This is a genomic window from Kitasatospora sp. NPDC005856, from assembly GCF_040629945.1.
Lineage (GTDB): Bacteria > Actinomycetota > Actinomycetes > Streptomycetales > Streptomycetaceae > Kitasatospora.
This window is the reverse complement of record NZ_JBEXWT010000005.1, coordinates 71,025-85,987: the sequence shown is the minus strand read 5'-3', so window position 1 is coordinate 85,987 and position 14,963 is coordinate 71,025. Positions and strand designations below refer to the sequence as shown.

11 protein-coding genes are annotated in these 14,963 nt (G+C 74.7%); 4 read left to right on the top strand and 7 right to left on the bottom strand.

Features of this window, described 5'->3' with window-relative positions; genetic code table 11:
* The first annotated feature begins 74 nt into the window (after nucleotides 1-74).
* Nucleotides 75-1,478, top strand: a complete 1,404-nt coding sequence (locus tag ABZ449_RS05430) for a glutamate decarboxylase (protein WP_360340548.1) — start codon at nucleotides 75-77, stop codon at nucleotides 1,476-1,478.
* 407 nt (nucleotides 1,479-1,885) lie between these two features.
* On the top strand, nucleotides 1,886-3,139 hold the full coding sequence (locus ABZ449_RS05425; RefSeq protein ID WP_360340545.1) for a DUF2690 domain-containing protein: 1,254 nt from the start codon (nucleotides 1,886-1,888) through the stop codon (nucleotides 3,137-3,139).
* Between the two features lie 17 nt (nucleotides 3,140-3,156).
* Here the strand turns inward: ABZ449_RS05425 and ABZ449_RS05420 are convergent, their stop codons facing one another.
* The 5 genes from ABZ449_RS05420 to ABZ449_RS05400 form a co-directional block, all read right to left on the bottom strand.
* On the bottom strand, nucleotides 3,157-4,248 hold the full coding sequence (locus tag ABZ449_RS05420; protein ID WP_360340790.1) for an RNA polymerase sigma factor: 1,092 nt from the start codon (nucleotides 4,246-4,248) through the stop codon (nucleotides 3,157-3,159).
* Nucleotides 4,249-4,546: 298 nt separating this feature from the next.
* On the bottom strand, nucleotides 4,547-6,454 hold the full coding sequence (dnaG, locus tag ABZ449_RS05415; RefSeq protein ID WP_360340542.1) for a DNA primase: 1,908 nt from the start codon (nucleotides 6,452-6,454) through the stop codon (nucleotides 4,547-4,549).
* A gap of 84 nt (nucleotides 6,455-6,538) precedes the next feature.
* Nucleotides 6,539-7,849, bottom strand: coding sequence for a deoxyguanosinetriphosphate triphosphohydrolase (locus ABZ449_RS05410; protein WP_360340539.1), 1,311 nt, complete (start codon nucleotides 7,847-7,849; stop codon nucleotides 6,539-6,541).
* A gap of 225 nt (nucleotides 7,850-8,074) precedes the next feature.
* On the bottom strand, nucleotides 8,075-9,082 hold the full coding sequence (locus ABZ449_RS05405; RefSeq protein ID WP_360340536.1) for an SGNH/GDSL hydrolase family protein: 1,008 nt from the start codon (nucleotides 9,080-9,082) through the stop codon (nucleotides 8,075-8,077).
* Nucleotides 9,083-9,297: 215 nt separating this feature from the next.
* Complete coding sequence (locus tag ABZ449_RS05400) at nucleotides 9,298-10,242, bottom strand: PAC2 family protein (protein ID WP_360340533.1); 945 nt, start codon at nucleotides 10,240-10,242, stop codon at nucleotides 9,298-9,300.
* Nucleotides 10,243-10,979: 737 nt separating this feature from the next.
* Between ABZ449_RS05400 and ABZ449_RS05395 the strand changes: the two genes are divergently transcribed.
* On the top strand, nucleotides 10,980-11,714 hold the full coding sequence (locus ABZ449_RS05395) for a GNAT family protein (protein ID WP_360340530.1): 735 nt from the start codon (nucleotides 10,980-10,982) through the stop codon (nucleotides 11,712-11,714).
* A 12-nt stretch (nucleotides 11,715-11,726) separates the two neighbouring features.
* On the opposite strand, the gene ABZ449_RS05390 is transcribed toward ABZ449_RS05395, so the two are convergent.
* Nucleotides 11,727-12,986: an ADP-ribosylglycohydrolase family protein gene (locus tag ABZ449_RS05390; protein WP_360340527.1), complete on the bottom strand. Its 1,260-nt coding sequence runs from the start codon at nucleotides 12,984-12,986 to the stop codon at nucleotides 11,727-11,729.
* 111 nt (nucleotides 12,987-13,097) lie between these two features.
* On the opposite strand from ABZ449_RS05390, the gene ABZ449_RS05385 reads away from it, so the two are divergent.
* The gene (locus tag ABZ449_RS05385; RefSeq protein WP_360340524.1) at nucleotides 13,098-14,093 is read left to right on the top strand and encodes a hypothetical protein; all 996 of its coding nucleotides are present in this window, start codon (nucleotides 13,098-13,100) and stop codon (nucleotides 14,091-14,093) included.
* Between the two features lie 112 nt (nucleotides 14,094-14,205).
* On the opposite strand, the gene ABZ449_RS05380 is transcribed toward ABZ449_RS05385, so the two are convergent.
* Nucleotides 14,206-14,745, bottom strand: coding sequence for a ribonuclease domain-containing protein (locus ABZ449_RS05380; protein ID WP_360340521.1), 540 nt, complete (start codon nucleotides 14,743-14,745; stop codon nucleotides 14,206-14,208).
* Nucleotides 14,746-14,963 lie beyond the last annotated feature (218 nt).

Below are 14,963 nucleotides of genomic sequence, written 5' to 3'. Positions count from 1 at the left end.
CGGATGCGTCGCCCGGCTCCCGGTGGCAGCGTGGAACGGGACACGGCCACCGACGCGAAGGGCGGCAGGACGCCATGGCGCTGCACAAGGGGGCCGGCGGCGACCGCCGGCTGAGCATGGGCCCGTACCCGACCGTCACCGACCCGCTGGGCTCGATGAAGCTGGCCCCGCCGCTGCACCGGCTCGGCGAGGGCCCCGTCGCGGCCGACACCACGTACCAGCTGATCCACGACGAGCTGATGCTGGACGGCAACGCGAAGCTCAACCTGGCGACCTTCGTCACCACCTCGATGGAGGCCCAGGCCACCCGGCTGATGACCGAGTGCCTCGACAAGAACATGATCGACAAGGACGAGTACCCGCAGACCGCCGAACTGGAGCGGCGCTGCGTGGCGATCCTCGCCGACCTCTGGCACGCCCCCGACCCGGACGCCGCGGTCGGCTGCTCCACCACCGGCTCCAGCGAGGCCTGCATGCTGGCCGGCATGGCGCTCAAGCGCCGCTGGATGCGCCGCAACCCCGACCGCTACGCCGCAGGGGCCCGGCCGAACCTGGTGATGGGCGTCAACGTGCAGGTGTGCTGGGAGAAGTTCTGCACCTTCTGGGAGGTCGAGGCGCGCACCGCGCCCATGGAGGGCAGCCGCTTCCACCTGGACGCCGAGCGGGCGGTGGCGCTGTGCGACGAGAACACCATCGGTGTGGTCGCCGTGCTCGGCTCCACCTTCGACGGCTCGTACGAGCCGGTCGCGGAGATCTGCGCGGCCCTGGACGCCTTCCGGGAACGCACCGGCATCGACGTCCCGGTGCACGTGGACGGCGCCTCCGGCGGCATGGTGGCGCCCTTCCTCGACCCGGAACTGCTCTGGGACTTCCGGCTGCCCCGGGTCGCCTCGATCAACACCTCCGGCCACAAGTACGGCCTGGTGTACCCGGGCGTCGGCTGGGCGCTCTGGCGCGACAAGGAGGCGCTGCCGGAGGAACTCGTCTTCCGGGTCAACTACCTGGGCGGCGAGATGCCGACCTTCGCCCTCAACTTCTCCCGGCCCGGCGCCGAGGTGGTGGCGCAGTACTACGTCCTCCTGCGGCTCGGCCGGGAGGGCTTCCGAGCCGTCCAGGGCGCCTGCCGCGAGGTCGCCACCTACCTGGCGGAGCGGATCGGCGGGCTGGACTGCTTCCGGCTGCTGACCCGGGGCGACGAGCTCCCGGTGTTCGCCTTCACCACCGAGGGGGACGTCCCGTTCGACGTGTTCGACGTCTCACGGCGGCTGCGCGAACGCGGCTGGCAGGTGCCCGCGTACACCTTCCCGGCGAACCGGGAGGACCTGTCGGTGCTCCGGGTGGTCTGCCGCAACGGCTTCTCCCGGGACCTCGCCGACCTGCTGCTGGCCGACCTCGACCGGCTGCTGCCGGAACTGCGGCGCCAGCCCGTCCCGCTGCGGGAGCTCGGCATCGCCGCCCGGTCGGGCTTCCACCACTGACCGTTCCGTTCGCGGTCCCGGGGGAACCTCACGGCGGGGAGGGCGCAGTGAAGCGCCCTCCCCGCCGGAGCATCCCGGGCGGGCCGGGGCAGCCTCCCCCCGCGAGGCTGCCCCGGTCCGGTGGGGGGCCGGGAGCGGGTGCGGACCGACGACGGGTGATCGATCGGTGTCCGAACGGTTCCACCGACGGGCGGACCGCACCGGCCAGAGAACTCTGCCCGATGACCACGTGAATGTTCGAGCGTCTCCGGGGGTTGTGAGACACTTCCGTCCGTCTCAGCGCCAGGACCTGGGGTTTGGGACGCCAGGCCGATCAGGTTGGAGAAGCGGAGACGCCGAACGGCCCGGGCCGGGACCTGCCGCTCACCCGTTCCCCGTCCCCCGTTTCTCGAGTTTGGAGCGCCGCATTGGGTTCCGCCTGGAAGCCACTGCCCGAGGAGCTGTCCGAGCCCGCCAGACGCCTGGCGGAGGAGCTCAGGGCCATCAAGGACACCGCCGGACTGTCGCTGTCCGAACTGGCGTCCCGGACGCACTACAGCCGGGCCTCCTGGGAACGCTGGCTCAACGGCAAGCGGGTCGTCACCGAGCAGGCGCTGGACGCGCTGGCCGGGACGGTCGACTGCGACGGGGCCGTGCTGCGGGCGCTGTGGCGGCAGGCGGTGGCGGGGCCGGAGGCCGGGGCACCGGTCGCGGGCCCCGACGAGGGCGCGATCGTGGGCGTCGGCGAGGGCATCGGCGAGGGCGTCGACACGAGCGAGCATGACGGCCGGGACGTGAAGCGGTCGGCCGTCGCCGCCGCACCCTCGGGCCCCGAGGAACCCGCGGCCGGGAACCCCGCCCCCGAGGCGGCCGGGGTTCCCTCCCCCGAGGAGGACACCCTCCCGGAACCGGCCACCGACGGGGCGCTGGTCACGGGGCAGGAGCCCGAGACCGTCCCCGCCGTCTGGTGGCGGCGTCCGGCGACGCTGGTCTCCGTCGCCGCCGTGCTGGCGCTGCTGCTGGTGCTGGTGGGCCTGCGGATCAGCCGGCACGACGGCCAGGCCTCGGCGGCCGACCGGCCCACCGTGACGCCCGGCGTCTCCACCGGTGCCAAACCCGCCCCGGGCACCCCGGCCTGCCAGGCCGTCGGCTGCGCCCACAAGGACCCGAAGACCACCGGCTGCGGCAAGGACGCCCGGACCCTGCAGACCCAGGTGGTCGGCAAGGTGGTCGTCTACCTCCGGTACAGCCAGACCTGCCGGGCCGCCTGGGCGGCCATCACCGAGGGCCAGCCCAAGGACTACGCGACGATCGCCGACAGCAACGGCGAGAGCGAGACGGCGCTCATCCACTGGGGCTACGACAACTACTCGTCGATGCTGAACGCGGCGGACCCGACCGTCACCTTCCAGGTCTGCGGCTACCAGTCGGCCGGCCACGACTGCACCGCGGTGGTCTCCGACCTGGCCATGGTGGTGGCCTCCACCCCGATCCCGATCGGGCCCGCATCTCCCCCGCCGGGCACCGGCGCGGGAGCACCCACGACCCCGGCCCCGGCCACACCCGCCGCCCCGGCGCCGGCCGACCCGGCGGCAGCACCGGCCGACCCGGCGGCAGCACCGCCGGAGCCGGCGCCACCGACCGGGCCGGCGGGGCCGTCCGCGTCGGCGGGGGCGTCCTGACCACGGCCGGCCGCTGACTACTCCAGGTAGCCGCGCAGCTGCTCGGCGAAGGCGTGGTCGCGGAGTTTGACCAGGGTCTTCGACTCGATCTGGCGGATCCGCTCCCGGGTCACACCGAACACCGCGCCGATCTCCTCCAGCGTGCGCGGACGGCCGTCGTCCAGCCCGTAGCGGAGCTGGACGACCTGGCGCTCCCGCTCCCCCAGCGTGGCCAGGACGGCCTCCAGGTGCTGGCGCAGCAGCAGGAAGGTCGCGGACTCGGCCGGCGAGGCGGCGTCGGCGTCCTCGATCAGGTCGCCGAGCGCCACGTCCTCCTCCTCGCCGACCGGGGTGTGCAGCGAGATCGGCTCCTGGGCCAACCGCAGCAGCTCGCGCACCCGCTCCTCGGTCAGCTCGAGGGCGGCGGCGATCTCGGCGGCCGTCGGTTCCAGGCCGCGTTCCTGGAGCAGTCCGCGCTTGACCCGGACCACCCGGTTGATCAGCTCGACCACGTGCACCGGCACCCGGATCGTCCGGGCCTGGTCGGCCAGCGCCCGGCTCATCGCCTGCCGGATCCACCAGGTCGCGTACGTGGAGAACTTGAAGCCGCGGGTGTAGTCGAACTTCTCCACCGCCCGGATCAGTCCCAGGTTGCCCTCCTGGACCAGGTCCAGCAGGGTCAGCCCGCGGCCGACGTAGCGCTTGGCGACGGAGACCACCAGCCGCAGGTTCGCCTCGATCAGCCGGCGCTTGGCGATCCGGCCGCGCACCACCAGGGCGTCCAGCTCGCCGGCCAGCGGGTCGGGCGGCGGCGGGTGCCCGTTCAGCCGCTCCTCGGCGAAGATTCCGGCCTCCACCCGGCGGGCCAGCTCGACCTCCTCCTCGGCGGTGAGCAGGCGGATCCGGCCGATCTCGCGCAGGTACTGGCGCAGCAGGTCGGCAGCCGGCCCGGTGTCGTCGGCGGGGCCCCGGCGCTCCCCCGGCTCCCCGATCCCGGCCGGTGTCCCGGGCCCGGGTTCGAACCCGCGCCCGGCTTCCGGCCCGGAGGCCGGGCCGTCGGGGCCGTCCGGGGCGTCCAGCCCCTCCGGGCTGTCCGGGCTGTCCGGGCTGTCCGGGTGGCCCTCCGGCAGGCCCTGGGCGGGAACCCGGGCACCGTCCGGGGGCGCGGCCCGGGCCCGGCCGTGGTGGGTCTCCTGCTCCCCGGTCTCCTGCTGCCCGGCCGGTCCGGCGGGCTTGGCTCCCGTACTGGTGGTGGTCGCTGCGGCGAGGCCTTGCTCCACGGGCATCCCCTCGGGGCGGGCGCGACTCTGGCGGACCCGCGCTGTACGGAGGTGGGACGCCCTCCAGTGTGCGGTACGCCACACTCCGCGGCCGAGACTCGTGCGCCGACTTTCTGCGTGCGGTTCCCGCGGCGGGTGGCGCGGAGCGCTACAGCGCCGCCGCGCCCCGGCTGCGCAGCTGCTGCCCGTACTGCTGGAGCTGCCACAGCTCGGTCTGCACCGCGTGCAGCTGCTCGGCATCGGCGCGGGGGCCGAGCCGCTGGAGGTAGCCGCGGACCTCGGTGATCCGCCGGTCCACCGCCAGCATGCGCAGCTTGACCAGGAACTCCCCCGCGTAGACCGCGTCCGCCTTGCGGCGCGAGCGCACCGGCTCGACGGTCAGCTCGGTGACCAGCGAGCGCACCTGGTCGTCCGGGGAGGCCTCGCGCACCGCGCTGGTGAAGTCGGGCAGGCCCGCCCCGTACGCGACGCCGCCGGCCTTGGCGATGGCCTGCCGGACGGCGGTGTACGGCGGGGTCGGGAACTCGTCCTCGCCGTAGTGGTCGAAGGCCGGGCCGACCAGGTCCGGGTGCTGGAGCGCCAGCTTGAGCAGCTCGCGCTCGACGAACTGGGCCGGGTCGCGCGGGTTGAGCCGGAAGGAGGGCTGCGCGGGGCGCTGCGGCTGGACCGGCTCCGGGCGGCGCTGGGCGGCCGCGCCGCGCGGGTTCTGCTGGCGCTCGCGGTCCCAGCGGGCCAGCTGGGAGATCCGGCGGACGACGAACTGCTCGTCCAGGATGCCGAGCATGCCGGCCAGGCGGACGGCGTACTCGTGCTGGATCGAGCGGTCCTTGATCTTGGCGACGATCGGGGCCGCCTCCTCCAGCGCCGCCGAACGCCCCTCCGGGGTGTCCACCCGGTGCCGGGCCACCACCGAGTTCAGCGCGAACTCGAACAGCGGGACCGGGTTGTCGATCAGGTGCTTGACCGCCTCGTCGCCCTGGGCCAGGCGCAGCTCGCACGGGTCCATGCCGCCCGGGCTGACCGCGATGGAGGTCTTGGCGGCGAACTTCTGGTCGTCCTCGAAGGCGCGCAGGGCCGCCTTCTGGCCGGCCGCGTCGCCGTCGAAGGTGAAGACGGTCTCGCCCCGGTACTGCGAGGTGTCCATCAGCAGCCGACGGATGATCTTGATGTGGTCCTCGGCGAAGGCGGTGCCGCAGGTGGCCACCGCCGAGGTGACCCCGGCCAGGTGGCAGGCCATCACGTCGGTGTAGCCCTCGACCACCACCGCGCGGCCCGACTTGGCGATCTCCTTCTTCGCCAGGTCGATGCCGTACAGCACGTGGGACTTCTTGTAGATCGGGGTCTCGGGGGTGTTGAGGTACTTCGGGCCGTTGTCGTCCTCGCGCAGGCGGCGGGCGCCGAAGCCGACCACCTCGCCGGCGATGTCCCGGATCGGCCAGACCAGCCGGCCCCGGAAGCGGTCGATCAGGCCGCCGCGCTGGCCCTGCGAGGCGAGGCCGCCCAACAGGATCTCCTTGTCGGTGAAGCCCTTGCCGCGCAGGTAGCGGACCAGGTGCTCCCACCCCACGGGGGCGTAGCCGACGCCGAAGGCCGCGGCGGCCTCCTCGTCGAAGCCGCGCTCGGCCAGGAAGCGGCGGCCGATCTCCGCCTCCGGCGAGGCCAGCTGCTCCCGGTAGTAGGCGGCGGCCACCTTGTGCGCCTCGACCAGCCGGGTGCGCTCGCCCTGCTGGTGGCGGGGGCTGTAGCCGCCCTCCTCGTAGCGCAGGGTGATGCCGGCCTGGGCGGCCATCCGCTCGACGGCCTCGGCGAAGGTGAAGTGCTCGATCTTCATCAGGAAGGCGATGGTGTCGCCGTTCTCCTGGCAGCCGAAGCAGTGGAAGACGCCCTTGGCGGGGTTCACGTAGAAGGAGGCGGACTTCTCGTCGTGGAAGGGGCAGACGCCCTTGTACTCGCCGCCGCCACCGTTGGTCAGCTGTACGTAGTCGCCGACCACCGCGTCGATCGGCAGTGCGCTGCGCACCGCCTGTACGTCTTCGTCCCTGATCCGCCCGGCCACCCCGGAAGTCTACTGGGGCGGCCGGGCATTCGAGTCGCGGCGGCCGCGGCCGAGCGGCCGCGCCCGGGCGGCGCCGGACAGGGCCTACGCCCAGGCGGCGCCGACCAGCTTGGCGTGCAGGGCCAGGGCCGAGGCGTCCGTGAGGGTGGCGATCTGGTCGATGACCGTGCGCAGGGCGGCGCGGTCGTCCTCGGCCTCGCGGTACAGGGCGGCGAACACCGGGTCCAGCCCCTCGGGGGCGCGCTGGGTGAGCACGTACGCCAGCTCGGCGATCACGATCCGCTGGCGGGCCCGCAGCTGGGCCTGCTCGTCGCGCTGCATGACGTAGCGGACGGCGACCGCCTTGAGCACCGCGCACTCCAGCCGGACGTCCCTCGGCACCACCAGCTCGGCGGCGTAGCGGCTGAGCCGGCCGGGGCCGTAGCGGGCGCGGGTGGCCTGCTCGGCCGCCAGGCAGAAGCGGCCGATCAGCTGGCTGGTGAGGTCCTTGAGCCCGGCCCGGGCGCGGGCGGTGCCGTCGTAGGAACGGGGCCACCACTCCTGGGCGAGCAGCCGGTCCAGCGCGGCGGACAGCTCCTCCGGCTCGGCGTCCCGGGCGTAGCGCTCCGCGACCTTGAAGAGCTCGGCGCGCTCACCGGGCGCGCGCAGCGCGGCCGGGTCGATGTGGCCGGCCTGGAGGCCGTCCTCGACGTCGTGGGTGGAGTACGCCACGTCGTCGGACCAGTCCATCACGGTGGCCTCGAAGCACCTGCGGCCGGCCGGGGAGCCGGCCCGCAGCCAGCGGAAGACCGCCAGGTCGTCGGCGTAGACGCCGTACTTGGGCGAGGCCGGGTCGGTGGGGTGGGCGCCCTTGGTCCACGGGTACTTGGTGGCGGCGTCGAGGGCGGCCCGGCTCAGGTTGAGGCCGACGCTGCGGCCCGGCCAGGGGGCGAGCCGGGCGGCGGGCTGCTCCTCCTGGGGCGCGAAGCGCTTGGGTTCGAGCCGGGTCAGGATGCGCAGCGACTGGGCGTTGCCCTCGAAGCCGCCGCAGGCCTCGGCGGCCTGGTCGAGGGCCTCCTCGCCGGTGTGGCCGAACGGCGGGTGGCCGATGTCGTGGGCCAGGCAAGCGGTCTCCACGAGGTCCGGATCGCAGCCCAGGGCGGCGCCCAACTCCCGCCCGACCTGGGCGCATTCGAGGGAGTGGGTGAGCCGGGTGCGCGGGAAGTCGCTGCGCATCGGGGCGACCACCTGGGTGGTGCCGGCCAGCCGGCGCAGTGCGGCCGAGTGCAGCACCCGGGCGCGGTCGCGCTGGAAGGCGGTGCGACCCGGGCGCTTGTCGGGTTCGGGGACCCAGCGGGCCTCGGCAGCGTGGTCGTACGGGATCGGGGCGGCGAGGCGGTGCGTGGTGTCATCCATATGCCCCTCACCGTACGCCGGGCCCCCGACACGCGGGGTGTGCCGCGCGCGAAGGAGCGCGGGCCGGGGCGTGAACGGTGCACGGCGCGCGGGTGCCCGCCCCGGCGAGTCGGCCCCACCCGGACGGCACGGCCCCGCGCGCCCCGTACGTCCCCTACGTCCCCTACGTCCCCTACGTCCCCGGCACGGTACCGATGCCGGCACCGGTACCGGCTCGGGCGTTCCTCAGCCCCTGATCGCCTTCAGGACCACGCCGGACACCGCCTCCTGCCCCCTGGCATTGGGGTGGATCGGCGCCAGCCCCTGGGCCGGCAGGGGCGGCTCCACCCAGCGCCGGTCCTCCCCCGCGCACATGTCGTGCCCGGCCGAGGGCCCGGCGACGTCCACGAACACCGCACCGGCGGCCTCCGCGCGCTTCTTCAGCATGCCGTTGAGCTGCTGCTGCTTCTCCACCAGGAAGCTCAGGTCGGAGGCGGCCACGGCGTTGCCGAGCACCGGCAGGCAGCTCGCCGGGTCGGCCGGGAGCAGCCCCGGGTACCCGATCACGTACACCCGGGCCTTCGGGGAGCGCTTCTTGACGTCCTGGAGCACCTGGCCGACCCGGTCACCGGCCGCGTCCACCTTGCGCTGGACCTCGTCGGTGCCGTTGCCGGCGGCGTAGTGGTCGCGGCAGGGCGAGTTGCTGATCCGGTCCTCGCTGTCGGTGATCACGCCCTTGAGGATGTCCACCAGGTTCTCCTTGGCGCACGCCGTCACGACCTCCATGAAGCCGGCGTCGTTGCCGCCGATCCCGAGGGTGACCAGCCGGGTGTCCGCGGTCAGCGCGTCCAGCTGGGCCGGGTTGGTCCCGTCCGCCACCTTCTGCGGGCCGATGAGGTCCCCGGTGCGGGCGCCGCTGCAGCTGACGTCCGTGAACTGCCCGGCGGCGAGCGAGAGCGCCTTCGCCACCAGGGACGGGTAGTTGGCCCCGGAGCGGTGGCAGGCGCCCGGCTCGCCGACCTGCGGGGCGATCTTCATCCCGGCGGTGTACGAGTCGCCGAGCGCGACGTACGGGCCGGCGGGCGGTGCGGCGGCGGTCGGCGACGAGGTCGCCCCGGCCTGCGCGCGGGCGGGCGTGCCGCCCCCGGCGCCGCTCCCCCGGCTGTCCGAACCGGTGTCGTCGGTGCAGCCGGCCAGCAGTACTGCGGCCAGTCCGACGGTCAGGGCGATGGTCGGGCGTGCGGTCCTCGGCATGGTCTCCCCCCGGGGATACGGGTCACGGTCGGCTCCTTACGGCGGCCCGTCCCCCGGGCACATCAGGGGCCAACGAACGGTCGCGGCCGATGACTCCCGCCCTGGCCCGATCGTCTCCCGACGCATCGTAACCGGCCGGAATCCGCCCCTCGGACCCCGCCCGGCCGACCGATTCAGGGCCGATTCCGCCCGCCCCGGCCGCTGCGCCCGGTCCGCTACTCCGCGCCGCGCTCGTGCTCGGCCAGGAACTGCTCGAAGCGCCGCCCCAGTTCGTCCGCCGAGGGCAGGTCCACCGGCTCGGCCAGCAGGCTCTCCCGGCCCTCCGCGCCCGCCACGGCGTCGTACTGGCCCTCCATGCCGCGGATCGCCGAGCGCAACTCGCCGTCGCCCTGGGCCAGCTGCTCCTCGATGTCGGCGTAGACCTCGGAGACCCGCTCGCGCAGCCCGGTGGCGGGCAGCACCAGCCCGGTGGCGGACTGCACCGACTCCAGGATCTGCACGGCCGCCGCCGGGTAGGCGGAGCGGGCCACGTAGTGCGGGACGTGCACGGCGAAGCCCAGGACGTCGTGCCCGGCCTCGCCCAGGCGGTACTCCACCAGCGCCTGGGCACTGCCCGGGACCTGCGCCTGCTCGAACCACTGCGGGTAGCCCGGGGCGAGGTCCAGCCGGTTGCCGTGCGGCGTCAGGCCGACCGGGCGGGTGTGCGGCACGCCCATCGGGATGCCGTGGAAGTCGATCGAGAGCCGCACCTCGAAGCGTTCCACCAGCTCGCGGACGGCGCGCGCGAAGCGCTCCCACTCGACGTCCGGCTCGGGGCCGGTGAGCAGCAGGAACGGCGCGCCGGCGGCGTCGTGGACGAGCTGGAGCAGGATCTCCGGCGGGTCGTACGACGTCCAGCGGTCGTGGTCGAAGACCATCGCCGGGCGGCGGGCCCGGTAGTCCACCAGACGGTCGTGGTCGAAGCGGGCCACCACCTGGGGCTCGCCCGTCTCCAGCAGGTGGGCCACCACCTGACCGCCGGCCTCCCCGGCGTCCATGAAGCCCTCGAAGTGCTGCAGCAGCACGAGGCCGGCACCGGTGTCGCGCAACTGCTCGTTGGCCGCGGCAACGGCGGCCACGCCCCGCTGATCCAGCTCGTACAACGCCTGGAAGTCACGCACCGCGCACCCAACCCCGTCCTCTGCTCGTCCCGGTCGGCTCCCGGCTCGTCCCGGCCGACCGGCTTCTCGTCCTCTCCAGCGTGCCGGGCGCCGCCGGAATTCCCGCCCCCGGCCCCGGTCCTGCCGACTTCCCGCCGCGGGCCGCCGCGGGGCCCGTCCGGCGGCTCCCCGGGGACTCGCCCGACGGCCGCGGGGGAACGCTCCGGACCATGATCGCACCAGGCGCGAGAACCCCTGGTCACGGCCCTGGTCACGGCCCCGGAGGGGGCCCGTCCGCAGGGCACGCGAACGGACCGCGCGGCCATTCGCGTGCCGCGAAGTGACGCACCGCCTTCTGGCGGGTATCGTCCTCTCGCTGCCTCGCATCGTCGCGTCGTCGTCACGTCGTCCGTAACGCCGTCGGCCACGTCCCGGTCCGGTGCTCGGCCAGCCACCCACGACGCATCTTGCCTTCACCTGGCCGCCTGCTTCCCTTCGCGCTCTCGTACCCTTCTCGGCCATCTCGCGGACGCACACTGTCCCCTCGCTCTTCCCGCCGGACCGGTCCGAGGACCCGTGTCCGTTCCGGCACCCCGCGCCGCCCGTTCCGGGCCGCCGCCCCCACCCCGCCCGACCGGACCTCCGGCGTGCGCGGGCAACCGGCCGGCGGACCCGGGCCCAGGCGTACCCAGCCAGAGCACCCCGTGCCGTACCCCGGCCCGGGAGGCACCCTCCGACCGATGAAGGACCAAGGTTCCGTGCCCGTACCTGTCATCCTCACCGGCCGCACCGTGCGGCTGGAGCCACTCGCCGCGCACCATGCCGAGGCCATCGCCGAGGCCGGCGCCGAGGACCGTACGACCTACGCCTTCACCCCCGTCCCGCACGGCCTGGAAGCCGCCCGCGACTACGTCGCGCGGGCGCTCGCCGACCAGGCCGCGGGTCGGTCGCTGCCGTTCGCGACAGTGAACCTCGCCGACGGCCGGGTGGTCGGCTCCACCCGGTTCCTGGAACTCGACTACTGGCAGGGCCCGCTGGTCTGGCCGCCCGCGCCCGGGGTCCCGTTCGGCGATCCGGCCACGGCCGTCCCGGACGCGGCCGAGATCGGCAACACCTGGCTCTCGCCGCGCGCCCAGGGCACCGGCATCAACACCGAGGCCAAGCTGCTGATGCTGCGCCACGCCTTCGAGACCTGGGGCGTGCAGCGGATCTCGCTGCGCGCGGACGCCCGCAACCTGCGCTCGCGCACCGCGATCGAGCGGCTCGGCGCGACCTCCGAGGGCGTCCGCCGGGCGCACTCGCGCGGGCTGGACGGCGTGGTGCGCTCCACCGCGTTCTACTCGATCCTCGACGACGAGTGGCCGGCCGTGCGGGACATCATCGAGCTGCGGATCGCCGCCGCCACCTCGCCGAGCGCCCCGGATCCGGCGATCAACCAGGAGTGCCTTAGACAGGGCGGCAGCGGCGCCGGGCAGCTGATGATCACGGCCTGAGCGGGGCTGCGGCTACCAGCCGTAGCCCCTGGCGGCCAGGTCGAGGATCCGCGCGAGGAGCTCCGGGTCGGGTGCACCCTTGTACCGGTCGGGATGCACCTCGACCAGGGCCGACACCGGCCGCCAGCCGCCGCCCCGCGCCGGGGCCACCGACACGCTCCAGATCTCGAAGCCGGTCCAGCTGCGGTGCAGGTGGAGCACGCCCTCGGCGGTGTACGACTCCCACCGGTGCTCCGTCTCGCGGGAGCGCAGCCCTGCCCGGATCCGCCGCCACTGCTCCTCGGTCCACACCACGTCCGGCACCGGGCAGGGGCGGGGCAGCAGCATGGGCTCGAGCAGGCCCCGCGTCGGGGCCTGCCGGACCGTTCCCGGTGCGTGGGGCAGCCAGTCGGGCAGCGGTTCCCGGGCTGCCAGCCAGGCAGCCGGGATGCCTTCGGTGCCGGTGTGCGCGGCGACCACCCCGCCGGTGATCGCCGCGACGGTGTCCATGTCGCCGCCGGCCGCGATCGCCTCCCACACCGCGGTCCGGTAGTCGGCCAGGTTCCGGGCGGCGCACCAGAGGGCGTACGGGACGGTGTCGACGGCGGAGGTCCGGCTGCCGTTGCCGAGCACCCGCGCGGCGACCAGCGGATCCGGCTCGGCGAGCAGGCCGATCGCCTCGGTCAGGGCGTCGTGGACGGCTCCGCGCGGGGTGAGTGCCGCGACCGCGGCCAGGAAGGTGTTCGGCGTCGTGGTCCCGGTCCGCGCCCGCACGGCGTACGCGGCCGCCACCGCGACCGCGATCGCGCCGTCCACGGCCTGGGGGTGGGTGTGGGTGATCACGGCCGTGTCGGCGGCGGGCCGGACGACGGCGGCCGGGTCCTCGGCGTACGCCGCCCCCAGCGGGGCGACCCGCATCGCGGCGCCGTTGCCGTACGAGCCCTGGCCGTCGAAGAGTTCGGCGGCCAGCCGCTTCGCGTCACCGCCCTCGCGGACCAGCCGCAGCAGCCGGTTGGCGGCCGGGCCGTAGCCGCGGTCGAAGTCGTGGCGCAGCGCGAAGGCGTGGGTGAGGTCGAAGGTGTCGATCGCGCCGCGCTCGGTGTGGGCGGCGTACACCGAGCAGGCCATCTCGGTGTCGTCGGTCCACGGCCAGGGGCCGGGCGGTTCGGTGCGGGCGGTGAGGTGGGTCCGGGCGGTCTCCGGGACGAAGAACTGGGCGCCGAGGGCGTCGCCCACGCAGAGGCCGTTCAGCGCGTCCAGCGCGGGGCCGAGGTGGGTGGATGGAATGGTCATATGGCATCCAGCTCAGCGGTTCCACCGCCGCCGCGTCAACACCCGTGACCGCCGACCCCACCGACGGGGGATGTTTCGCATACCTCCGATCGCGGCGGGCAGTCACCGGGCATGACCCGCGCTTATCCCCTCGACCCGGTCGCCCTGCTCGGTGCCGACCAGCAGCACATCGCCACCCGGGCGCAACTGCGCCGCCTCGGGGTGCCCTCCGGCACCATCGCCCACCGGCTGCGTCCGGGCGGGCCCTGGCAGCAGGTGCTGCCCCGGGTGATCTGCCTCCAGAGCGGGAGACTGACGTTCCATCAGAAGCTGCGGGCCGCCCTGGCGTACGCGACGCCGAAGGGGCGCGAGCCACGGTCCGGGGAGGTGCTGCTGACCGGCCTCGCGGTGCTGACCGAGGCCGGCCTGCCGAGCGCCGGCCACCCGTCCGACCTGAACGCGGTCGACATCCTGATCCCCGGTCAACGGCGGGTGGGTGACCGGGAGTTCGTCCGGATCCACCGGGCCTCCGGGGCGATGCCGGGCGGCTTCGAGCGGACCGACGGGCTGTGGAGCACCACGGTCGCCCGGGCACTGGCGGACCTCGCGCCGAAGGAGACCGGGCAGCGCCGGTTCCGGGCGCTGTGCGCGGAGGCCGTCCAGCGCCGCCACTGCGAACTCGGCGAACTGCTCGACCAGTTGCTGTCCCGGCCGGGTGCGCTCGGGCTACCCCAGGTGGCCAGGGTGGTCGAGGACCTGACGGTCGGGGTGCGGTCGGTGGTGGAGGGCGAGGCCCGCGAACTGCTGGCGCACGCCGGGCTGCCGGACCCGTTGTGGAACCCGGTGCTCTTCCTGGACGGCCGGTTCCTCGCCGTCCCGGACGCCTACTGGCCGCACGCCTGCGTGGCCCTGGAGATCGACTCCCGCGCCTGGCACCTGCGCCCGGCCGAGCACGAGCGGGGCCTGGCCCGCGCCAACCGCCTCACCGCCGCCGGTCTCCCGGTGGTCCGCACCACCCCGGCCCAGCTCCGCCGTGACCCGGCCCCGGTGCTCCACGAGCTGACGGCCCTGGTCACCACCGGTCCGCACGCACCGCACCCCCGGATCACCTGGCGGCGGGCGCGGTGAGGGGCGCCGGCGCGGTGCGGGCGGCCGGTGGGATGCGGGGGGGGTTGTGGGGTGCGGGCGGCCGGTGGGATGCGGGTGGATCGTGGGGTGCGGGCGGCCCGGGCGGGCCCGCTCAGCAGCGGGAGTCGATCTCCTGGAAGGTGGCGTAGTGGTCGGCGGACCAGTACTGCTCGCCGGAGTCGCCGGTCACCACCCGGCGGGTGCCGCGGTCGTTGGAGCCCGGGGTGACCACGGTGTACTCGTGGTAGTAGCCGCCGGTCTTCTTGGGGAGGCGGCTCTCCCGGTTCTCGAAGACGATGCCGTCGCGGCTGTACGGGTAGGGCCCGCCCTTGGCGATCAGGCCGAGGGTGTCCTGGGCCTGGCTGGGGAGCTTGGTGCGGCAGACGTCGGCCATGGCCGGGTCGGTCGGGACCCAGGTGCCGGCCGGGGCCGGGGTGGCGCCGGCGCCCCCGGCGGACGGGGTCGGCTTGGGGGCCGAGGGCTTGGCCGCCGTGGACCCGGGCGTCGCGGGGCCGGCGGTGGCGCCCGTGGCGGGGCTCGCGGTGGCCTTGGGGTGGCCGCTCCCCTTGTCGGTGAGGAGGTAGCCGACCCCGGCCAGGACCGCCAGGATCAGCACGGCCACGACGACGAGCGGGTTTCTGCGGTTGGTCATGCGGTCCAGCTTGGCAGGGGGCCGGGCCGCACCGGGCGAGCTACACACGTGGCCGCCGCCACACCGCCCGCCGCCCGGCCGTGGGTTCCCGTCGGGTCCGGGCCCGACGCGAACGGCCGGGCGGGAACGGACGCCGTTGTCCGTTCCCGCCCGGCCGTGTCACGTACGCCGGTTCTCCTGCGCCGAGCTCCGGTGTACGCCCTCCCGACGGGAGGGTG